This window comes from Amycolatopsis sp. NPDC004772 (genome assembly GCF_053601215.1).
Genome location: NZ_JBSGBK010000048.1, coordinates 19,767 through 41,242, shown reverse-complemented (window position 1 = coordinate 41,242; position 21,476 = coordinate 19,767). Strand labels below are relative to the sequence as shown.

Here is a 21,476-nt window from a genome sequence, read left to right as displayed (position 1 = left end):
TCGTGACTTTGCGTGTCCGGCGTGTCACCCTGTTGCCGCTGACCTGGCTGAGCGAGGATGCGGAGGACGCAAAGTGAACAGTGGGCAGTTCGATGCGGACTCGGCGCGCCTCGCACGTCAAGCCGACGCGCCGTTCTAACGTGGGCACCCACAACGGTGAAGAAGATCGGGGAGGCGAGAACAATGCGGGCGCTGCGAGTGGTCGGACTGCACGAGGACGGCAAGTCCATCGTGCTCGAAGACCCGGCGAGCCGTACTCGTTTCCTGCTCCCGGCTGATGAGCGACTGCGCGCGGCGGCGCGGGGTGACATCACCCGCCTCGGCCAGATCGAAATCGAGTTGGAGAGCCAGATGCGGCCACGCGAGATCCAGCAGCGCATCCGGGCCGGCGAGTCCGTCGAGCAGGTCGCCGCGAGCGCCGGTGTCTCGACGCAGCGCGTCGAGCGCTACGCCTACCCCGTCCTGCTCGAGCGGTCCCGGACCGCCGAGCTGGCGCAGAGCGCCCACCCGGTCCGCGAAGACGGCCCCGACGTGCAGACGCTCGGCGAGGTCGTCGCGCACAGCTTCGGCGTCCGCGGCCACGACTACTCACGCGCCACCTGGGATTCCTGGAAGGGCGACGACGGCCGCTGGGTCGTCGTGCTCAGCTGGAAGGCCGGGCGGTCGGACAACCGCGCGCACTGGGCGTTCTCGCCGGGGGCGCACGGCGGCACCGTGACGGCGCTGGACGAGAACGCCGAGGTCCTCCTGGACCCGAACGCCTACCGCGCGCCGCGCACGGTCCGCGCCCTCGAGCCGGCCCGCGAGACGGAGTTCCAGCCGACGCTGGACTCGGTGGAGCCGGAGCGCGCGCAGCTGCCGTCGGCCGAGCCGGACCCGGACGACGACACCCGCGAGATCCCGCGCGTCCCGGTGGACCCGGACGAGGACGCCGCGGTGCCGGAGCCCCGGCCGAAGGCCAAGAAGAACCACCCGATCGTGCCGTCCTGGGAGGACGTGCTGCTCGGGGTCCGCTCGCAGCGCGGCTAGACCACCCGCGCCGCGAGCGTCTTCGGCGCCACCAGCCGGTAGGCCTCGCGCACGATCCGGTCGACCTCCACCCAGTCGACGTCGACGTCCAGCCGCACCCCCAGCCACCCGCGGTGGCCGACGTACGGCGGCCGGAAGAACCGCTCCGGCTCGGTGCGCACCAGCTCCTCCTGCACCCCTGGCGGCGCCGGGCACCAGAAGGCGAGCACGTCGTCGTGGTGGTGGTCGGCGAACATCACGAACGTCTTCTTGCCGCGCACGAACCAGGTCGGCTCGCCGTGACTGAGCCGTTCCGTCGTCTCCGGCAGGGCCAGGCACAACCCCCGCAGAACGTCCAGCTGCTCCATCCCGTCAGGCTACGATGTCACTGAGGGGGAGGGACCGATCATGCAGCGTGACCAGCAAGCCTGGCTCGTCCGCTTCGGCGAGCTCAGACACCGCGCGTTCAGCGGCGTTCCGGTGGTCGACGTGGTGCCGGCGCAGTGGGGCCTGGACCCGACGACCGTCCGGCAGGCCGCGCACTCGCGCCGGTACCGGGAAACCGCGCCTGCGCAACCGGAATCCCTGCGGTTCGAGTTCGCGCCCTGGCTCTTCCCGCCGCCGTTCGACCACGGCCCGGGCACGGACGCCGACCGCCGCCGGCTCGCGAAGCTGCTCGACGAACAGGAGCAGTTCTGGGCCAGTTCGCGCCGGCTGCGGCTCGGCCGCGACGACATCGGCAAGGCCGCGGCGGCCGCCGGGATGACCGTGGTCGCGGAGGTCGCCGACCGCACCGACCGGTTCCTGCTGCTGCGCCGCACCGGGCTCCCCGACGAGGAGCTGCGACCCCGCACGGCCGGACGCCGGCTCGACCTGACCGCGGTCCAAGGCGTGGCCGCCGTCCTCGGCGTCGCCGTGGCCGCCGCGGGCACCTGGATCGCCGCCACCACCGAGCAGAAGTGGCCGGTCCTGCTGATCCCGGTCTTCCTGATCGCCGCGGTGGCGGCGCAGTTCCTGATCCGCGCGGTCGCCGGCCGGTCGCCGCGCATGCCGTGGCTGGACGAGCCGTTCGACGGCAGCCCGCAGGTGATCGTGCCCCCGCCGCCGTCGGTGTCCGCCGAGCTGCTCGGCGAAGTCGCTTCTCTCCACGGCTACTTCTCGGCCGGCCCGTGCGAATCGACCCGCAACCGCCGCGATCTGCTGTTCCGGAAAACCCGTCCCGGACTGGTTTTCGGCACGCCGGCGCCTCGGATGCCACCGTCCTACGAGGTCCCGGCCGGGTCACCGGGCCGGGAGCAGTGGCTGCGCAACCACCTCGAGGGTCGTGACGAGCTGTGGGTGAGCGTCCGGCACGCGAAGCTGACGCCGGCCCGGATCGCCGAGATCGCGGGCGGCGAGGGGTTGCGCCCCGCCGCGGAATTCGCCGACCGCACCGACCGGATCCTGCTGCTGCGCCGCGGATCGCCGGTCGCCGCGCGGAAGTTCCGGATGTCGTTCGCCGGTTTTCTCGCGCCGGCGTTGTGGGCCGTGCTGTGCTTCGGCGGCGGCATCGTCACGGGGGCGCTCACCGGCCAGGAGCGCCTCTTCGCGATCAGCTTCGGCCTCACCGTCCTCGGCGTGCCACCGCTGTTGTGGGTGCTCCGGGTCTTCCCCCGCTCGGCGCGCGTCGGCTGGCTGGCGGGTGAGTTCGACGGCAGCGCCAGCGTGACGTTCTTCTCCGGCCAGTTCGACGTCTCCCCCGAACTGATCCGCCAGATCGCCGCCTTCCACGGCTACTCCTTCCGCAGCCAGACGGCGACCCAGGCCCAGGGCACCCTCGTGACCTACGCCAGGTTCCGCTAGAAGGCGATCACCAGCACGCCGAACCACGCGATCACGACCCCGCCGGCCGCGCCGTAGGCGGCCCAGCGCAGGATCGGCGTGCGGCGGATCAGCCACAGCGACGGCGCGATCCCGGCCGTCACGATCACCGACGCCCCCAGCGCGACCCAGCCGCTGGTTTCGCGGACCAGCGTCGATGCGAGCGCCAGCATGGCCACGACGACCACGGCCGCGATGAACGCCGAGACGGTCAGGCCGGTCAGCCAGGGCGTCGGCTCGCCGGGCGGGCCGGGCGGACCGAGCACCGCGCGGACGAACCGGTAGCCGGGTTCGGTGGGCGGCGCGGGCGGCTCGACGACCGTGTCTTCACCCGTCACCGGATCCACGAACCGCACGGTCGTGCCCATCACCGAAGCGAGCCGGGTGGCCAGCTGGCGGCCGCGTTGCGAAACCACCGCGCCCGCCTCCACCCCGGGATCGGCGGTGACCGCGGAAGCCACGCGCGCCCACTCGTGCAGGGCCCGCGCCAGGTCGGCGCCGATCGCGAGCTTGTGCGGGTCCACCTCGCGCGCGTGCTCCCCGCCCGGGCCGGCCAGCACGGCGCGTTCGCCGCGGATCCGCAGCTCCATGGTGCCCCTTCCCGCCTCGGAGACCAGAACTTTAGCCGCCCCTGGCCAGTTCGTAGAAGGCGACGGCGGCGGCCGTCGCGATGTTCAGTGAATCGACTCCGGCCGGCATGGGTATCCGGACGGCATGATCAGCCGCCGCGAGCGCCGTTTCGGTCAGCCCGGGACCTTCGGCGCCGAAGAGCAGCGCCACCCGCCCGGGCGCGTGCTCCCGCAGCGCGGGCAGCGGGATCGACCCCGGCCGCGGGGTGAACGCCGCGACGGCGAACCCGCGCGCCCGCAGGTCGTCGAGCCCACCCGGCCAGTCCGTCAGGTGCCCGAACGGCACGCGCAGGACGTGGCCCATCGACACGCGCACGCTGCGCCGGTACAGCGGGTCGGAACAGCCGGGGCCGAGCAGCACCCCGCCGACGCCGAGCGCGGCCGCGTTGCGGAAGAGCGCGCCGAGGTTTTCGTGGTCGCCGACGCCTTCCAGCACGGCGATCGGGCCGGTGCCGCCGACGACCTCCGGCACGGTCAGCGGCGCGGGCCGGTCGGCGACGGCGAGGATCCCGCGGTTGAGGTGGAACCCGACCACGTCGGCCATGGTTTCCGCGGAGGCCACGTACTGCGGCACGTCGAGTCCGGCCAGGTCATCGGCCAGTTCTTCGAACCGCCGCGACACGCCCAGCAGCGCGCGGACCGGGTAGCGGGACGCCAGCAGCCGGGACACCACGACGGTGCCTTCGGCGATGACGAGACCCCGCCCGCCGGGCCGGTCGGGGCGACGGTCCGCAGTGGACAGGTCGCGGAAATCGTCGACGCGGGGATCGCCGGAGTGGTCGATGTGGATCACGCCCATCCGCCCAGTCTGTCACCCGCTTGCCGGGCGCATGATTGGTCCGAACGTCCACCGCATGGTGGTACGAACGGGGCCATTTTGCTTTCGGTTAACCGCCCGTGACGGAGAGCACCAGTTTGGCCGCTAGCCCGGGTGCATCGCCTGTGTAACGGTTGTCCGCCGGGGCCTGAAACACGTCCTAGTCCACGCCGACACGAAGCAGGGATGGTCATGGGGATGGACCTCGAGGCTCAGTCGTTCAACACGCTGGACCGAGGAAGGTACCGCCGGAAGGTGCAGCGCTGCCTCGACACGCTGGCCCGGATGCTCACCGACGGCAGCTTTTCGTTCCCCCGCAAGAACATCGGCCTCGAAGTCGAGCTGAACCTCGTCGACCGGGAACTGCGGCCGTCGATGACGAACACCGCGGTGCTGGAGGCGCTCGACGACCCGTCGTTCACCACCGAGCTGGGCCAGCACAACATCGAGCTGAACGTCCCGCCGCGGCCGCTGGCGGGCGATTCCGCGCTCCAGCTGGAAGACGACCTGCGCGCGTACCTCGACACCGCGGCGACGAAGGCGCGTGACACCGGCTCGTCGCTGGCCATGATCGGCATCCTGCCGACGTTGAAGCACGAGCACTTCGACCAGAAGTGGCTCACCAACAAGACCCGGTACTCCACGCTGAACGACCAGATCTTCGCCGCGCGCGGCGAACGCACGGTGCTCGCCATGGAGGGCGCGCCGCTGCCGGGCCAGCAGCCCGAACGCCTGCGCAGCTATGCCGAGTCGATCCTGCCGGAGGCCGCGTGCACCAGCGTGCAGCTGCACCTGCAGGTCGCGCCCGAGGAGTTCGCCGCGCACTGGAACGCGGCGCAGTGCCTGGCCGGGCTGCAGATCGCGCTCGCGTCGAATTCCCCGTTCCTGCTCGGCAAGGCGCTGTGGCACGAGACGCGGATCCCGCTCTTCCTGCAGGCGACCGACACCCGGCCCGAGGAGCTGAAGAACCAGGGCGTCCGGCCGCGGGTGTGGTTCGGCGAGCGCTGGATCACGTCGATCTTCGACCTGTTCGAGGAGAACGTCCGCTACTTCCCCGGCCTGCTCCCGGAAACCGACGCCGAGGACCCGATCGAGGCGCTCGACGCGGGTCAGGCGCCGAAGCTCACCGAGCTGCGCATGCACAACGGCACGATCTGGCGCTGGAACCGCCCGGTGTACGACGTCGTCGACGGCCTGCCGCACCTGCGGATCGAGAACCGGGTGCTGCCGGCCGGACCGACCGTGGTCGACACGGTGGCGAACGCGGCCTTCTTCTACGGCGCCCAGCGCGCGCTGGCCGAGGCGGAACGCCCGGTGTGGAGCCAGATGTCCTTCCAGGCCGCCGAGGAAAACCTGTACGCGGGCGCGCGACGCGGTTTCGACGGGCAGCTGTACTGGCCGGGCATCGGCTGGATCCCGCCGGACGAGCTGGCGCTGCGCGTGCTGCTGCCGCTCGCCCACGAGGGCCTGCGCCGCTCCGACGTCTCCGACGAGGCCCGTGAGCGCTACCTCGGGATCATCGAGCGCCGCTGCCTGGCGCGGCGGACGGGCGCGACCTGGCAGCGCGACTACGTCCTGCGGGCGCAGGAACGCGGGCTGGACCGCGAGGCGGCACTGAGCCTGATGCTGGGGCGCTACCTGGAACTGTCCGAGGCGGGCGAACCGGTTCACACGTGGCCGGTGGCCGATTGACGCTAGCCTGGGCGGATGCCGAAGATTCTCGGTGAGTCGCTGGAGGCGCACCGGCGTGAGGTGCGGTCCCGGGTCTTCGAAGTGCTGCGCGCGCAGCTCTACGAGCGCGGCTTCGACGCGATCACGCTGGCCGGTGTCGCCTCGGCGGCCGGGGTGGGCCGGACGGCGCTGTACAACCACTTCCCGGACAAGGAGAGCCTGCTCGTCGCGTTCGTCGAGGACGAGGCGGCCCAGTACGTCACGCGGCTGACCGAAGCCGTCGAGGCCCAGGCGGACCCGGTCGACCAGCTGGCCACGTTCGTCCGGCTGCAGCTGCGCGTGCTGGCCGAGTACCACATGCCACCGGGAACGGCGCTCGCGTCGGCACTGGCCCCGGCGGCGTACCGGCGGATCAGCGCGCACGCCGACCCGATCACCGACCGCCTCCGCGCCATCCTCGCCGGCGGCGTCGACCTGGGCCGCTGGCCGGCCGAGGACCCGGACGTCCTGATCCCGATGATCACCGCGGCGCTGGGCAACCGGACGCTGGTCGACGGGCCCGCCGACCAGCTGGTGGACGTCGTCGAAGCGGCGGTGCGGTTCGTCCTCCGGGCGGTGGGCGCGAGAGTTTAGGGTGGCCTAAGTCCGATTCATGCCCTACGATCTTTCTGACAGCCTGTCAGATCGATCGCCGGGAGGCCTGCCATGTCGGTGACCACGGACGCCCGCCCCTTCTCGGCGACCTTGCGCGCGTCGACCCTCGAAGTCCACGACCGGGCGAACTACTCCGCGTACATGCGCGCCCTGCTCGGCGGGGAGCTGACCCGCGACGGCTACACCCAGCTGGCGATCCAGTACTACTTCATCTACGGCGCGATCGAGGCCGCGAGCGACGCGATGGCCGGCGACCCCGTCGGCGGTGAGTTCGTCTTCGACGAGCTGCGGCGCCTCCCGCTCCTCGAACGCGACCTCGCCCACCTGGCCGGCCCGGACTGGCGCGCGACGATCTCGCCGCTCGCCTCCACCCGGGCATACGCCGACCGGATCCGCGAAGCGTCGGCGTGGGCCGGCGGGTACGTCGCCCACCACTACACGCGCTACCTCGGCGACATCGCCGGCGGCCAGGTCATCCGGCGGACGCTCGAGAAGAACTACGACGTCGCCGAGGCGGGCGCGCTGTTCTACCACTTCGACCGCATCGGCAGCGCGCCCCGCTTCCGGGACCAGTACCGGGCGAAGCTGGACAACGCGCCCTGGGACGAGGCCGAGCGCGCCCGCGTGATCGACGAGACGCTGGTGGCCTTCGAATGCAACGTCGCCGTCTTCGACGAGCTGGCGCTGCGCCTCGACGAGTTCCGTGCCTGATCTCACAGGCCGTTGACCTCCACTTAAGTCCAAGTTGCAGGCTCGGTTTCGGGTGGTGCACCTCCGGGGTACGCCATCTACGGATCGCCGTCCCAAGCTGTGACGGCCACGCGCCCCCGCTCGCCGCGAGGGGGCGTGTGCTACTAGGTTCGGTACCGGAAACTTGTGTCGAAGACAGAAGGAGGGCCAATGGCCCGCTACGAGCTCCCCGATCTCGACTACGATTACGGCGCCCTCGCGCCCCACATCTCCGGCGAGATCAACGAGCTGCACCACAGCAAGCACCACGCGACCTACGTCAAGGGCGCGAACGACACGCTCGACAAGCTCGAAGCCGCCCGCGAAGCGAACGACTTCGGCTCGATCGTCGGCCTGGAGACCACGCTGGCCTTCAACCTGGCCGGCCACGCCAACCACGTCGTGTGGTGGAAGATCCTGTCGCCGGAAGGCGGCGACAAGCCGACCGGCGAGCTCGCCGCGGCGATCGACGAGGCGTTCGGCTCCTTCGACAAGTTCAAGGCGCAGTTCACCGCCGTCTCGACCACGATCCAGGGCAACGGCTGGGGCGCGCTGTCCTGGGACCCGATCGGCAAGACGCTGATCACCCAGCAGCTGCGCGACCACCACAACAACCTGATCCTGCCGACCGTGCCGATCCTGCTGGTCGACGTCTGGGAGCACGCGTTCTACCTGGACTACAAGAACGTGAAGCCGGACTACGTCAAGGCCCTGTGGAACATCTTCAACTGGGCCGAGATCAGCAAGCGCTTCGACAACGCCGTCGCGGGCGGTAACGGCCTGCTCCTCGGCTGAGTTCTTCCGCGTCGAACGGGGCCCTCCCTTCCGGGAGGGCCCCGTTTTGCGCCGGGTGAAAACGCCTTGACCTCCAGCGCGGTCGAGGTGTTTGAGTGGGTGCCATGGACATCGACGCGTACCTGGCCCGCCTCGGCGTCGCCCGCCCGGCGGCACCCGACCTCGCGACGCTGCGCCACCTGCAGGAACGCCACCTGGCCGCGGTGCCGTTCGAGAACCTGAGCAGCCACCTCGGCGAGCCGGTCGTCCTCGACGAGGAGGCCCTGTTCGCCAAGATCGTCGGCCGCCGGCGAGGCGGATTCTGCTACGAGCTGAACGGCCTGTTCGCGGCCCTGCTGCGCGAGCTGGGTTACGACGCTTCGCTGCGCGCGGCCCAGGTCTTCCGCTCGGACGGCACGGTCGGCCCACCACTGGACCACGCGGCGATCGTCGTCGCCTTGGACGCCGAGGAGTGGCTGGTGGACGTCGGTTTCGGCCGCTTCGCCCGGCACCCGCTGCGGCTGTCCGCCGTGGACGCCCAGCGCGACGCGGACGGTGAGTTCCTGATCCTGGACGCCCCGCACGGCGACGTCGACATCCTGCTGGACGGCAAGCCGCAGTACCGCCTGGAGCGCCGCCCGCGCCCGCTGGCCGACTTCATCCCGATGGCGTGGTGGCAGACGACGTCCCCGGAATCCCACTTCACGCAGTCGCTGACGTGCTCCCGCCCGACGTCCCAGGGTCGTGTGACGCTGTCGGGCGACAAGCTGATCGAGACGGTGGACGGCGTCCGGAACGAGGTCCGCCTGCCGTCTCCCGAGGCGGTCCACCTGGCGTACCGCGTGTACTTCGGGATGACGCTGACGCGCTTGCCGGTACCACCGGGCGGGAGTCCCTTGACGGGCGACGTGCCGCAGCCCGACACTGCGCTGAGGTGAACGAAGCCCCGGCCTGGGGTTTTCCCAGGGCCGGGGCTCCGTCCGTTCCCGAACTGACTGCCGCTCCCACCACGAAGCGGACATGTATGAGGTTAGCCTAACCTCATCTCCGCGGGCAAGGGGTCGGCCGCAGAGACTCGGATCTCACTCTTCCGGGTGACACTCAGGGCTCGCAGCCGCGGTTTTTGTCGGTGGTCGCGGTTACGGTCACGCCGTGGATACGAATCGATACGTCCCGTCAGACCTTGGCCCGCTTGAGCACCCGCAGCCCCAGGCCGCGCTTCACCGGCCAGGAAATCCCGCCCCGCCGGATCAGCACCACCGCGCACACCACCGCGGCCACGGCCGAAACCGCCCCACCGATGTAGAACGGAGACCGCCCGCCGAACTCCTGGGCCATCCACCCCACCATCGGCCCGCCGATCGGGTTCCCCCCGATCAGCACGAGCACGTACAGCCCCATCACGCGGCCCCGCATCTCCGGGCTGACCGACGTCTGCACCAGGGCGTTCGCCGTGTTGAGGAAGGTCATCGTGGCGAAGCCGAGCGGGATCAGGCCGAGGCCGAACGTCAGGTACGTCGGCATGAAGGCGGTGAGCAGCTCGAACACGCCCAGGAAGAACGCCGACACGAGCATCAGCCGCACCCGCGGCCGGCCCTTGGTGCCGCGGCGGGCCGACATCAGCGCGCCGGTGAACGTGCCGACCGCGACCAGCGTCGAGAGGAGGCCGTAGCCGTCGGCGGCGGTGTGGAACACGTTCGCCGCGACGATCGGGAGCGAGCTGAAGTACGTGATGCCGAATGTGCTGACGAACAGCACCAGCACCATCACCGTCACCAGATCCGGCCGCCGCCGGACGTAGCGCAGGCCCTCGGCGAGCTGGCCCTTCTCGCGCGGCACCGCCGCGACGCGGAACAGCTTGTCCGGGTTCATCAGGACCAGCCCGGTGATCACCGCGACCGTGCTCAGCGCGTTCGCGATGAACAGCCAGCCGGTGCCGATCCAGGTGATCGCGAACCCGGCGATGGCCGGGCCGACGATCCGCGCCATGTTGAAGATCGACGAGTTCAGCGCGACGGCGTTGGCCACCTGGTCGCGGCCCACCATCTCGGCGACGAACGACTGCCGCGTCGGCACTTCCAGCGCGGCCGTCACGCCGAGCGTGAAGCACAGGACGTAGACGTGCCACAGCGCGGCGATCCCGCTCAGGTCGAGCACGCCGAGGATCGCGGCCTGTGAACACGCTGCCACCTGGATCCAGGTGAGCAGCCGCCGCTTGTCGACGCGGTCGGCGAGGACGCCGGCCCAGAGCGAAAGGAACAACGTGGGCGTGAACTGAAGCGCGACCGCGACACCGAGGGCGATCGGGTTGTTGCCGCTGAGGGTGAACACCAGCCAGTCCTGGGCGATGCGCTGCATCCAGGTGCCGATGTTCGAGATGACCTGGCCGGTGAAGAACAGCCGGTAGTTGCGGACGCGCAGCGAGGCGAACATGCTGCCGCGCTGGGGAGAGGATGGAGGCGACGCGGACGGCGGTGAGGCCGTCTCCCGGGTAGCAGTGGTCTGGATCGAACGCTTGGTTTCGCTACCCGTGGCCGTCACCGTGGTTAGTTCCCCGCCATCCTGTCTATGATTTCGGCGGCTTTGGAGAGCACTTCACGCTCTTCGTCGCCGAGTTCCGCCAATTGCCGGTCCAGCCACGCCTCCCGCACGGAGATGGCCTTCTGCACGTAGGCCAGCCCGCTCTCGGACAGCTCGACGATGGCCTGCCTGCCATCGGTCGGGTGCGGGCGCCGCTCGACGAACCGCAGCTCCTCGAGCGCGGCGATCACCCTCGTCATCGAAGGGGGCTGGACGCCTTCCTTCGCGGCGAGCTGACCCGGGGTCAGCGCACCGCACTTGTGGAGGGTGGACAGCGCGGCGACCTGAGTCAGCGTGAGGTCGTCCCCGACGCGCTGTGCCCGCAGCCGGCGGTTGAGCCGGACCACCGCAAGACGCAGACGGCTCGCCAACGAGCGTTCGTGCGTGTCGCCGGACATATAGTTAGCATACCTTACGAAACTTCGGCCGAGCGGGTGATCTCCGTCAACCCGCAACCTGGAATACGGTCGCGCGTCCTCACCCAGGAGCGAAACCCCTGGGGAGCACGATGAACAAGAAGCTGGTGGGCTCGGCCGTGGTCGGCGCGGCGGTCCTGGCGGTCGTGGCGGCGCAGTTCCTGGGCGGCGGTGACGACGCGCCCGCGGCCGCGCCCGCACCACCACCGTCAACGCCGGCTCCCGCCATCGTCCAGGGGTCCCTGGAGGTCTACCGCTTCCCCGACGTGGCCGGTGGGCGCGGCTGGTCGATCGAGATCCCGGTCCCGGCGGGCTGGACCGTCACCCACGAGAACGACCGGGCGAGCTACCGCAGCGGTCAGCTCCTCCTGGAGACCGACAAGGTGCCGATCACGCAGGAGGACGCACTGAGCGGGCTCAAAGCCGTGGCCGCGAAGGCGCACCAGGACAGCTCGGTCCTCAAGCCCGCGCAGGCCGGCGACATCCAGGACGCGGCGGAATGGGACTACACCTACCTCCGCGACGGCCACCCCGAACGGGCCGCCGTCATCGGGATCGGCGCGGGCGACAGCCTCGTCACGATCCGCTACGAGGCGCCGCCCGCCGAGTTCGACCGCAACCGCGGCGTGCTGGACGCCGCGATGAAGGTCAGCGCGCCGGGCTGATCAGCGGAACGCCGCCTGGATCGGCCCGACCGCGAAGTACGCCACGAAGGCCAGCGCGATCACCCACATCAGCGGGTGCACCTGGCGGGCCTTGCCGGTGGCCGCGCGGATGACGACGTAGCTGACGAAGCCGGCGCCGATACCGTTCGCGATCGAGTACGTGAACGGCATGACGACGATGGTCAGGAACGCCGGCAGTGCGATCGAGAAGTCGGTGAAGTCGATCTCGCGGACCTGCGACATCAGCATCGCGCCCACGACGACCAGCGCCGGCGCGGCCGCCTCGACCGGCACCACCTGGTACAGCGGCGTCAGGAACATCGCGGCGAGGAACAGCACGCCGGTGACGATGTTCGCCAGGCCGGTCCGGGCACCTTCGGCGATGCCGGACGCCGACTCGACGAACACCGTGTTGGAGCTGGCCGAGCCGAAGCCGCCGGCCGCGCCCGCGAGACCCTCGACGAACAGCGCCTTGCCGACGTTGGGCAGCTGGCCGTCCTTCGGGAGCAGGTCGGCCTCCTTCGCGAGGCCGGTCATGGTGCCCATGGCGTCGAAGAAGTCGGCGAGCACCAGGGTGAACACCAGCAGGCAGACGGTGATGATCGGCAGCCGCGTCCAGGCACCGAAGGAGACGTCGCCGACGAGCGAGAGGTTCGGCAGGCCGAACACCTGGTCCGGCAGCGCCGGGTAGCCGAGGTTCCAGCCCTTCGGGTCGGTGCCCTTCGACGGCCCGGCGTTGACGATCGCCTCGACGACGATGGCCAGCACGGTCGAGCTCAGCACGCCGATCAGGATCGCGCCCTTGACCTTCCGGACGACCAGGATGCCGGTGACCAGCAGGCCGACGACGAACACCGCGGTCGGCCAGGAGGCGATCGAGCCGTTGATGCCGAGGCCGACCGGGACGGTGGTGTGCGCGGCGTCCGGCAGCCGGCGCACGAACCCGGCGTCGACCAGGCCGATCAGGCAGATGAACACGCCGATGCCGACGGCGATCGCGGACTTCAGCGCGGCCGGCACGGCCCGGAACACCGCGGTGCGGAACCCGGTGAGCACCAGCAGGACGATGATCACGCCCTCGATGACCACCAGGCCCATCGCCTCGGGCCAGGTCATCTGCGGGGCGATGGTGACCGCGACCAGGCTGTTGATGCCCAGGCCGGTCGCGATGGCGAACGGGTAGTTCGCGATCAGGCCCATGAGGATGGTCAGCACGCCGGCGACGAGCGCGGTCACCGCGGCGACCTGCGGCACCGGCAGGATGCCGCCGAGGACGTCCTTGTGGGCGCCCGCGTCGTCGGCCGAGAAGCTGCCGATGATCAGCGGGTTCAGCACCACGATGTAGGCCATCGTGACGAAGGTGACCAGGCCGCCGCGCAGCTCGCGCGAGACGGTCGACCCCCGCTCGGTGATCTTGAAGAACCGGTCCAGTGTGGACGTCCCGGTGCGGGTCGTCTCCTGCTCCGCCATTCGCCTGCCCATTCTCTCGCTGCTGCGGAGTACCCTGCACCTCGTGAGTGAACCGATCAATCCACCGGAGGTTACGGGCTCGTTGCGGCACACGCCGGAGCTGCCCAAGAAGCTGACCGACCTGACGCCGGTGGTGATCGTAGGCACCTCGATCTGGGCTGTCGCGCTGGTGGTGCTCTTCTTCACGACTTCGGGGCTGTGGGTGCAGACGGCGCTGTCCGGTTTCGCGCTCGGCTTCATCGGCATGGCGATCATCGCCTGGCAGCGCGCCGCCGCCCGCCGCGGCTCGAAGTCGGCCCAGCGCCTCTAGCCCAGCATCGTCCTCGGCGACGGGTCGTCGAGCAGCGCGGTGATCAGGTGCCGGTCGGGCCAGCGCCCGGCCGCCCAGGCGAACGCGCGCGCCAGGCCCTCCGACGTGTCGGCCGCGTGCAGCCGGTCATCGGACCACCACGGGACGTCGTGATCGGCGTCTTGGATGCGCACGGTGAGCGGGTCGTGCACCAGCACACCGCCGTCCGGGACCCGGATGCCGAGCTGGTCGGCGACGAGCTTCAGCGCGGGCAGCTCGGCCCAGGGCGCGTACTCGCCCTCGCTGACGACCCGGGCTTCCTCGGTGCTCGCGAGCGGCAGGTCGAGCAGGTCGGCGAGCCGCTCCGGGTCCTCGGGGGCGACCACGTACCGGCCGGGCTCGAGCGCCCCGGCGACCCACGGCACGTCCAGCACCAGCGCGTCGTCCACAACGGACCCATCGGCGGCCCGCACGCCTCGCGGCACCCCCGGGTCCACTCCGGACTCGACAACGGCGTCGTAAGCGCGTGTGGTCAGCCCGAGCGACACCTCGCGGCTCGGATCGGCAAGCCGGTCGAGGAGATCCCTGGCCTCATCCACAGTGGACAGATCGAGGTCGTTGCGCACCCCGGCGATCTCGAGGAGCTCCTCGCTCAGGCCGACGTCGGGAACCTCGTCGAAGAGCCCGGCCAGATCGGCGTCCGGCAGCCGCCACTCGTTCGGCGCGGCGCCCTCGAGCACGGCGTACTGCGCGATCCACCAGGCGGCGTGCCCGTTCGGCGCGCGCAGCGCCTGCCAGGTCTCCGGCCGGGCTGCGAGCAGGCGCAGGGCGGCGGGCCAGGCGTCGTCGGCGACGAGGTCGAGGTCCCGGATCGCGACGAGCGTCGACGGCGGTTCCGGCAGCGAGTCCCACCAGGCTTCTTCGTCGGGCAGGTCGTGGTCGGGTTCGTGCGGTTCGTCGTCGACGACCACGGCGAAGGAGTCGAGCACCCCGGCGGCCTCGAGGGTGCTTTGCGGCCAGTCGCCGGCGAAGTCCTCGTCGAGGACGTCCATGGCGCCGTCTTCCTCGAAGACCTCTTCGTCGAAGATGTCGAGCAGCGGCGAGTTCGGGAGGACGAGTTCGCCGGCGCGGCGCCAGGTGTCGGTGCCGGGCAGGGCGAGCGCCCCGACCCAGCGCGGGGCATCGTCCCCGCAGTCGGCGATCAGCCGCAGCACGGCACCGGCGAGCGTCGTACCGTCCAAACCGGACCGGACGTCCTCGACACTGCGCTCGACGGCATCCCGCAGCTGGTCGGCGTTGAGCAGCTCCCGGGCATCGGCATGCTTGGCACCCAGCCGTTCCAGCAGCGGATGCGACGCGGCGGGGTGCACCAGCCGCAGTCCCGGAATATCCACATCGGACAGCAGGTCGAGCAGTTCGGCCGAGCCCTCGACGAGCAGACAGCCCCGAGCACCCGGCAGCGTCCGCCCGTCGGACAGGGGGACGGGCAGCCCATCCAGCCGTTCCCCGGCGAGAGCGTGCGACTCGACGGCGATCGCCAGGGCGGCGTAGAGGTCCCGCCACCAGCCCGGATCCCGGGTGACACCGGTCAGCGTGTCCAGCACCTCTTCGATGCCGATCACTTGCACCGCAACGACTTTGAGAACTTGAGCAGGCCCGTCGATCAGCCCCGGCACCAGGTCCTTCAAAAGCGCGGACAGCCCCGGCACGTCGACGTCGAGCACCCGAGCCTGCCGACCGGAAACCTCGTTGCCGTCCTTAGTAGACAGCCACGGTTCCACGCTGAGCGCTGCCATCACTTCGTCGCGAAGCTTGTTATCCACAGTGGACTTCGGAAACCCGGGAGCCGGAACAAGCGCGAACCGCTGGTCGGGCGGCAGTAGCCGCACAAGCCCGACGTACTCTTTCGCGGCCGCCTCAAGCGCTTGCGCCAGCTCGGGTCCGGGCAGAGCGCGCCGCCGCGACGGTTCGACCGGAACGGAGGCAAGCAGCCGAGCGGGCAGCGACAGCGCGTCATCGGTGGGCGTCGGGGCGTGCAGAACGTCCTCGAGAAGCGGCCGGGGATTCCCATCGGAGCCGACCGGGACGGCCCACACGACGTCACCGCGATGGGTCAGCCAGCGCGTTTCCCGTTCCGGGCCACGGATTCCGACGAAGTCCCCGTCGGCTTCACGCGTCCAAACGCGACCATCCACATAGAACTCCGCGAGCCAGGGCAGAGCAAGCAGCAGATCGGCGACGTCGTGGGCAAGATCGTCAAGGAGGGCGCGCCCGTCAACACCGTTCCGAAGAGGCAATCGGACTTCGGTGTCGAACCCGGGCGGAACATCGGCCGGGACGGGCCAGGGAAGCCGAAGGACGGGAACGTCCCCCTCGATCCCGGCGGCTTCCCGGGTGCGCTGGGCGGAGAAGGCGACCCCGCCGCTGCTGGAGACAACGCGGGGTTCATCGGAAACGGTCCGCACGGCGGCGAACCCGACACCGAAGCGCCCGACGGTCTCGCCGGTCTTGCCGGAGGCCCGCAGCGAGGCGAGCGAGGCAACACCCCGGGCGTCGAGCGGAGCCCCGGTGTTGGCGAACCGCAGTTCGGCGTCCACAAGAGACACCCGAACCCGCCCGGGCTTCCCACCGGCCATGGCGGCATCGGCGGCATTCTGCGCGAGTTCGACGAACAGCCGATCCCGGTAGGCGCCAACCCGAAGATCACGTTCGACGTTGGTGTCTTCGGTGAGCCGCGTGGGCGAGTCCCGCCAGGACCGCAGGGTGGCTTCACGAAGCCGGGCGGTCCCGAAGGGATCGCCCGGTTCAGGGGTGTCGCCGATCACCGTTCGGGAGAGCCGTCGACCTGAGCCTGAGCTTCATCACCGGCAGCCTCGGTGGCGACGGCATCGGTCACCTCAGCCTGAGTGGGCTCCGCTTCGGAGGGCTCGGGAACCTCGGTCACCGCGGGCTCATCGGCGGGCGCTTCCGGAACCACGGGCTCAGTCTCCGCAACAACGGAAGCCTCGGCGGGCGCGGCGCTCTGATCGGCCACCGCCGCAGGCCCTTCGCCTGGCTCGGCCACCGCAGCAGCCGAATCAACCACCCCCGGCTCGGGCGCGGCACCCGACTCAGCCACACCATCAGCGGCGGCCTCAACCGGCTCGGCCACCGCACCCGTCTCCGGCTCGGTCACGGTTGAAGCGAATTCACCCGACTCAGCAACCTCGCTGGTCGCCACCTCGCCGGTCGCCGCCGGTTCCTCCGCCACTACCGGTTCGGCTGCCTCGACCGGCTCCGCCACCGCCGCATCCCCCGGCTCGGCGATCTCGTCGGCCGCAACCGGCTCTGCCGCACTTTCAGCCGCCGTCTCAACCGGCTCCGCCACCGCCGCGGCCGGATCGACCGCCGTTTCCACGGCCACCAGCTCGGGTTCCACCGCGACGGGCTCAGCCGCTTCAGCTGCAGCCGGTTCACCTTGCGCCGCCTGCGCGACCTCTGGCTCAGCAGCCACAGGCTCAGCCGCTTCAGCTGCTGCCGGATCACCTTGCGCCGCCTGCGCAACCGCCGACTCCGCCGCCACAGGCTCAGCCACCGACGCAGCCGCTTCGGCGGCGGGCTCGCCCTGCGAGGCCTCTGGCTCAGCAGCCACCTGGACCTGCGCCAGCTCCGGCTCCACTTCCGCCGGCGAGACGTCCGACTCCGCTATCCCCGTCTCACCCTCCGCCGCCGGCGACTCCACCTCAGCCGCCACCGGCTCGACCTCAGCCGCCTCCGGCTCGGTAGCTGCCACCGCCAGCTCGGGCTCCCCCGCCTGAGGCTCCGCGGCCTCCGGCTCACTGGCCTCCGCCTCAGCGGCCACCGGCTCCGCAGCCTGCGGCTTCACCTCGGCCGCCTCCGGCTCCCCCGCCGCTACCGGCTCCGCGGCCTGCGGCTCCGCCTCAGCGGCCTTCGCGGCTTCGAGCTCCGCGCCGGCCTCCGTCTCCACCGCGACCGCCACCGGCTCCGCCCCGGCCTCCGGCTCCGCGGCCTGCGGCTTCGCCTCCGCAGTGGCTTCCGCCCCGGCTTCCGGCTTCGCCTCCGCCTCCACCGCGGCCTCAGCCGCCTCCGGCTCCGCGGCCTGCGGCTCCGGCTCCGCGGCCTGCGGCTCCGCCTCCGACGCCGCCGACTCCGCCTCGGCCTCCGGCTTCGCCTCAGCCGCCTCCGACGCCGTCTCCGCGGCCTCCGGCTTCGCCTCCACCCCGGCCTCCGCCGCGGCCTCCGGCTTCACCTCAGCCGCCTCCGACGCCGCCTCCGCCGCTTCCGGCTTCGCCTCCACCTCCGCCACCGGCTCAAAGTCCAGCAGCGAATCGTCGTAAACCAGCTCCGCCACCGGGACGGACGACGTCACCTCGACCTCGACCTCCGAGTGCGCTCCGCATCCGTACTCCACGTCCACCACGTGGCCGTCCGCCGGGGCGATGTCGTTGCTGCAGACCCCGAACACCCCTCGCAGCGAACCCGCCAGCGGCACGAAGAACCCGCATGTCCCACAGACGTCCGGCGCGCTGCGGGCCATGTCGGACCTCGGGCCGAACTCGCCCGCGTGCCACCTGGCCGCCGCCTCCGTGCGGCCGAAGCGGGACAACTCGTGGACGCGGCCCAGGCCGATCTCGCGGGCCGTCTCCTGCACCGCCGGGTCGTCCGACAGCAGGTACGCCGGGGCCAGGCGGGGGTCGTTCTCTGCCGTGGGGAAGATGTCGCCCACTCCGAGGTCGCCCGCTCGGACTCGGCGCTCCCAGGGCACCCAGGCCGGGGCCACCAGCGCCGCGGGGCCCGGGACCAGGACCACTTCGCTGACCGTCACCGGCTCGTCGTCGCCCGCCAGGGCGACCGTGACCGACCAGCGCCAGCCTCCGTAGCCCGGGACCTGGGCCTCGAACAGGTGACTTGCCGTGACCGCGTCCTCGCGGGTGACACCCACGTGGGCGCCGAGCTGCTCCTCGGGTGCGTCCTCCAGCACCGCAGCTCGCGCGAACTCCACCGCGTCGGCGAGTTTGCGCTGCACGGAACCGTCGTCCAGGGTCAGCAGCAAAGTCATGCGGCCAATTGTGCCGCACGCATCCGCGGCGCCCGTGCCAGGCTGTTCATCGTGCGCACGCCGATCGTCACCGTCCTGCTGCTGGCCGCCGCCCTCGGTGGCTGCGCCAGTGCTCCGGCGCAAGAACCCGGGCCGGAACGGCTCACCGTCCAGATCGTCGCGACCCTGCCGCACGATCCCGCCGCCTTCACCGAAGGCTTCGAGTTCGCCGGGGACACGCTGTACGAGAGCACCGGGCTCGCCGGGAAGTCCGCGCTCACCGCGGGCCCCGCCGGCGGGCCGCCACGGACCACCGCCACGCTGCCGTCGCCGATGTTCGGCGAGGGCGTCACCGTCCTCGGGCCGACGCTGTGGCAACTCACCTGGCAGGACGGCGTCGCCATCGAACGCGACGCCACCACCCTCGCCGAGCTGCGGCGGGTCCCCTTCCAGGGTGAAGGCTGGGGCCTGTGCCACCAAGCCGACGGCCGCCTGGTCATGAGCAACGGCTCCGCGCAGCTCACCTTCCGGGACCCGAAGACCTTCGCCGTCACCGGGAGCGTCGACGTCGGGCGCGACCAGCTCAACGAGCTCGAATGCGTGGGCGGGGACGTCTACGCAAACGTTTGGCACACCGACACCGTGCTGCGGATCGACGCCGCCACCGGGCGCGTCACCGCGACGATCGACGCAGGTCAGCTGCGTGCGAAGGTGAACGCGACCGGCGCCGAAGACGTGCTCAACGGGATCGCCGCCGTCCCGGGCACCGGCGATTTCCTGCTCACCGGGAAGCAGTGGCCGACCACGTTCCGGGTGAGGTTCGTCCCGGCTCCGGTGTGAAAGCACGGATGAGCAGGCGGAACCGACCCCCAGTAAGGCAGGATTGACACGTGGCACTCTTCGGCTCCCGCTCCGACGGCTCCGGCTCGCAGCAGCGCGGCCGGAAGTCCAAGCGGCGCTGGACGCCGGAACCGGGCGCCGCGCGGGCCCGGTCCTGGCGGGACGCCGCCGCGCCGCGCGCCGAGCACGGCAGCCCGCCGCCCCCCACCCGCGTCCAGCGGCCCGTCGAGCACGGCAACCCGCCGCCAACCCGCGTCCAGCAGCCCGTGGACCACGGCAATCCGCCGCCCACCCGCGTCCAGCGGCCCGTGGAACAGGGCAACCCGCCGCCCACCCGGGTGCCGCCGCGCGCCGGGTTCCACGACGGCCGGGTGCCCAACGCCGACGAAGCGCCGACCGCCGCCGCGCCGACCGGTCACCGGCCGCCCCCGCGTGGGGCCCGGCCCTACGACCCGCACCGCACCGAGCCCGTGCGCCGCGAACCGCCCGGTGGCTTCTACCAGGGCGAACGCCACCCTGGCAGCGGTGAGTACGAGCACTACGACACCGGCGGCTACGCGGGCGAACCGCGGCCCCCGGAGCCGGGGCCCCCGCCGCCGCGGGAAGAGCCACGCACGCCGGGCGGCACGCCGAAGCTCCCGAAGAAGATCACCGTCACGCGGGTGGCGGCGATGCGCAGCCGGCAGCTGACCGGCCAGGCCGTCGACGCCTTCCAGCGCGCGACGAAGGCCGACGGCGCCGAGAAGTCCGGCCTCACCTCGCTGACCTACGCCGTGATGCTGAACTACGCCAGCGACGCCGCCATGGCGATCGCGCTGGCCAACACGCTCTTCTTCGCCGCGACCAGCGGCGAGAGCAAGGGCAAGGTCGCGCTCTACCTGCTCATCACGATCGCGCCGTTCGCGCTGGTCGCGCCGGTGATCGGGCCCGCGCTCGACAAGGTGCAGCGCGGCCGGCGGCTGGCGATGTGCGCCTCCTCGATCGGCCAGGGCCTGATGGCCGTCGTGATGGCGCTGCACTTCGACGACTGGCTGCTCTACCCGGCCGCGCTCGGGATGATGGTGCTGTCGAAGTCGTTCACCGTGCTCAAGGCCGCGGTCACCCCGCGGGTGCTGCCGTCGGAGATCACGCTCTCCAAGACGAACGCCCGGCTGACCACGTTCGGCCTGGTCGCCGCGGGTGTGTTCGGCGCGCTGGCCAGCGGCGTCAACGCGATCACCGGCTCGGCGGGCGCGCTGTGGTTCACCGCGCTGATCTGCGTCGCCGCGGCCGTCCAGTCGATGCGGATCCCGGCCTGGGTGGAGGCGACCGAGGGCGAGGTGCCGACGTCCCTGTCGGCGCACCCGAAGGAGAAGAAGCGCCGTCAGCCGCTGGGGCGCCACATCGTCGTCGCGCTCTGGGGCAACGGCTCGGTGCGCGTGCTCACCGGCTTCCTCATGATGTTCGCCGCGTTCGCGGTGAAGGCGCAGACCGAGGGCAGCGGGCAGACGCCGTTCATGCAGCTGCTGCTGCTCGGCGTGATCGGCGCCGCGGCGGGCGCCGGCGGGTTCCTCGGCAACGCGCTGGGTTCGCGCCTGCACTTCGGCAGCCCCGACCAGGTGATCGTCGGCTGCGTGGCGGGCTGCGTGCTGGCCGCGCTGGTCGCGACGCTCCTGCCCGGCCTGGCCACGGCCGCGATCGTCGGCCTGATCGGCGCGACGGCCAGCGCGCTGGCGAAGATCAGCCTCGACGCCGTCATTCAAGAAGACCTGCCCGAGGAGTCGCGCGCGTCGGCGTTCGGCCGCTCGGAAACCGTGCTGCAGCTCGCCTGGTGCCTCGGCGGGGCGGTCGGCCTGCTGCTGCCGCCGACGTACTGGATCGGCTTCCTGGTGATCAGCATCCTGCTGGCGGTCGGCCTGGCCCAGACGTACCTGGTGCGCCGCGGCGGGTCGCTCGTGCCGGGCCTCGGCGGCGACCGGCCGCTGCGCCCCGAGCCGACCGGCAGCTTCCCGGCCCAGGGCCTGCCCCGGGACCCGACGGCCCGCCGGTAGGGTCTG

19 protein-coding genes are annotated in these 21,476 nt (G+C 71.4%); 11 read left to right on the top strand and 8 right to left on the bottom strand.

What is annotated here, in order from left to right:
* Positions 1–183: 183 nt before the first annotated feature.
* Entirely contained in the window at positions 184–1,029 is an 846-nt protein-coding gene (sepH, locus tag ACWEF6_RS26195; protein WP_310968682.1) for a septation protein SepH, read from the top strand.
* On the opposite strand, the gene ACWEF6_RS26190 is transcribed toward sepH, so the two are convergent.
* Positions 1,026–1,376, bottom strand: coding sequence for an MmcQ/YjbR family DNA-binding protein (locus tag ACWEF6_RS26190; RefSeq protein ID WP_449685361.1), 351 nt, complete (start codon positions 1,374–1,376; stop codon positions 1,026–1,028). The two genes, sepH and ACWEF6_RS26190, sit on opposite strands and share 4 nt — an antisense overlap.
* Positions 1,377–1,416: 40 nt before the next feature.
* Here ACWEF6_RS26190 and ACWEF6_RS26185 point away from each other — a divergent pair, with 40 nt between their 5' ends.
* On the top strand, positions 1,417–2,850 hold the full coding sequence (locus ACWEF6_RS26185) for a hypothetical protein (RefSeq protein WP_449685360.1): 1,434 nt from the start codon (positions 1,417–1,419) through the stop codon (positions 2,848–2,850).
* Here ACWEF6_RS26185 and ACWEF6_RS26180 read toward each other — a convergent pair.
* Together ACWEF6_RS26180 and ACWEF6_RS26175 are read right to left on the bottom strand one after the other, a co-directional pair.
* Positions 2,847–3,458: a DUF2537 domain-containing protein gene (locus ACWEF6_RS26180; protein WP_310968685.1), complete on the bottom strand. Its 612-nt coding sequence runs from the start codon at positions 3,456–3,458 to the stop codon at positions 2,847–2,849. The genes ACWEF6_RS26185 and ACWEF6_RS26180 overlap by 4 nt on opposite strands.
* Before the next feature lie 31 nt (positions 3,459–3,489).
* Positions 3,490–4,296, bottom strand: coding sequence for a TrmH family RNA methyltransferase (locus ACWEF6_RS26175; protein WP_449685359.1), 807 nt, complete (start codon positions 4,294–4,296; stop codon positions 3,490–3,492).
* Between the two features lie 210 nt (positions 4,297–4,506).
* Between ACWEF6_RS26175 and ACWEF6_RS26170 the strand changes: the two genes are divergently transcribed.
* The 5 genes from ACWEF6_RS26170 to ACWEF6_RS26150 all read left to right on the top strand — a co-directional run bounded on the left by ACWEF6_RS26170 (position 4,507) and on the right by ACWEF6_RS26150 (position 9,080).
* Positions 4,507–6,006, top strand: a complete 1,500-nt coding sequence (locus tag ACWEF6_RS26170; RefSeq protein ID WP_449685358.1) for a glutamate-cysteine ligase family protein — start codon at positions 4,507–4,509, stop codon at positions 6,004–6,006.
* A 15-nt stretch (positions 6,007–6,021) separates the two neighbouring features.
* Entirely contained in the window at positions 6,022–6,618 is a 597-nt protein-coding gene (locus ACWEF6_RS26165; RefSeq protein WP_449685357.1) for a TetR/AcrR family transcriptional regulator, read from the top strand.
* A 72-nt stretch (positions 6,619–6,690) separates the two neighbouring features.
* Entirely contained in the window at positions 6,691–7,350 is a 660-nt protein-coding gene (locus ACWEF6_RS26160; protein ID WP_449685356.1) for a biliverdin-producing heme oxygenase, read from the top strand.
* Positions 7,351–7,539: 189 nt separating this feature from the next.
* On the top strand, positions 7,540–8,163 hold the full coding sequence (locus ACWEF6_RS26155; RefSeq protein WP_003088226.1) for a superoxide dismutase: 624 nt from the start codon (positions 7,540–7,542) through the stop codon (positions 8,161–8,163).
* 104 nt (positions 8,164–8,267) lie between these two features.
* Complete coding sequence (locus ACWEF6_RS26150) at positions 8,268–9,080, top strand: arylamine N-acetyltransferase family protein (protein WP_449685355.1); 813 nt, start codon at positions 8,268–8,270, stop codon at positions 9,078–9,080.
* A 238-nt stretch (positions 9,081–9,318) separates the two neighbouring features.
* Here ACWEF6_RS26150 and ACWEF6_RS26145 read toward each other — a convergent pair whose 3' ends face one another.
* Together ACWEF6_RS26145 and ACWEF6_RS26140 are read right to left on the bottom strand one after the other, a co-directional pair.
* Positions 9,319–10,575, bottom strand: a complete 1,257-nt coding sequence (locus ACWEF6_RS26145) for an MFS transporter (protein WP_310968692.1) — start codon at positions 10,573–10,575, stop codon at positions 9,319–9,321.
* Between the two features lie 113 nt (positions 10,576–10,688).
* Positions 10,689–11,120, bottom strand: coding sequence for a MarR family winged helix-turn-helix transcriptional regulator (locus ACWEF6_RS26140; protein WP_086844964.1), 432 nt, complete (start codon positions 11,118–11,120; stop codon positions 10,689–10,691).
* Positions 11,121–11,230: 110 nt separating this feature from the next.
* On the opposite strand from ACWEF6_RS26140, the gene ACWEF6_RS26135 reads away from it, so the two are divergent.
* Positions 11,231–11,803 carry a hypothetical protein gene (locus ACWEF6_RS26135; protein WP_449685354.1) on the top strand — a complete coding sequence of 191 codons (573 nt, stop codon included), beginning with the start codon at positions 11,231–11,233 and terminating at the stop codon, positions 11,801–11,803.
* Here the strand turns inward: ACWEF6_RS26135 and ACWEF6_RS26130 are convergent, their stop codons facing one another.
* Complete coding sequence (locus ACWEF6_RS26130; protein ID WP_449685372.1) at positions 11,804–13,273, bottom strand: NCS2 family permease; 1,470 nt, start codon at positions 13,271–13,273, stop codon at positions 11,804–11,806.
* 82 nt (positions 13,274–13,355) lie between these two features.
* Here ACWEF6_RS26130 and ACWEF6_RS26125 point away from each other — a divergent pair, with 82 nt between their 5' ends.
* Positions 13,356–13,583, top strand: coding sequence for a DUF2530 domain-containing protein (locus ACWEF6_RS26125; protein ID WP_310969660.1), 228 nt, complete (start codon positions 13,356–13,358; stop codon positions 13,581–13,583).
* On the opposite strand, the gene ACWEF6_RS26120 is transcribed toward ACWEF6_RS26125, so the two are convergent.
* On the bottom strand, positions 13,580–16,387 hold the full coding sequence (locus ACWEF6_RS26120) for a sacsin N-terminal ATP-binding-like domain-containing protein (RefSeq protein ID WP_449685353.1): 2,808 nt from the start codon (positions 16,385–16,387) through the stop codon (positions 13,580–13,582). The two genes, ACWEF6_RS26125 and ACWEF6_RS26120, sit on opposite strands and share 4 nt — an antisense overlap.
* Positions 16,384–18,621: a DUF3027 domain-containing protein gene (locus tag ACWEF6_RS26115; RefSeq protein ID WP_449685352.1), complete on the bottom strand. Its 2,238-nt coding sequence runs from the start codon at positions 18,619–18,621 to the stop codon at positions 16,384–16,386. The genes ACWEF6_RS26120 and ACWEF6_RS26115 overlap by 4 nt, the downstream gene beginning before the upstream one ends.
* A 51-nt stretch (positions 18,622–18,672) precedes the next feature.
* Here ACWEF6_RS26115 and ACWEF6_RS26110 point away from each other — a divergent pair, with 51 nt between their 5' ends.
* Together ACWEF6_RS26110 and ACWEF6_RS26105 are read left to right on the top strand one after the other, a co-directional pair.
* Positions 18,673–19,440 carry a glutaminyl-peptide cyclotransferase gene (locus tag ACWEF6_RS26110; protein ID WP_449685351.1) on the top strand — a complete coding sequence of 256 codons (768 nt, stop codon included), beginning with the start codon at positions 18,673–18,675 and terminating at the stop codon, positions 19,438–19,440.
* Between the two features lie 50 nt (positions 19,441–19,490).
* Positions 19,491–21,470: an MFS transporter gene (locus tag ACWEF6_RS26105; RefSeq protein ID WP_449685350.1), complete on the top strand. Its 1,980-nt coding sequence runs from the start codon at positions 19,491–19,493 to the stop codon at positions 21,468–21,470.
* The last annotated feature ends 6 nt before the right edge of the window (positions 21,471–21,476 follow it).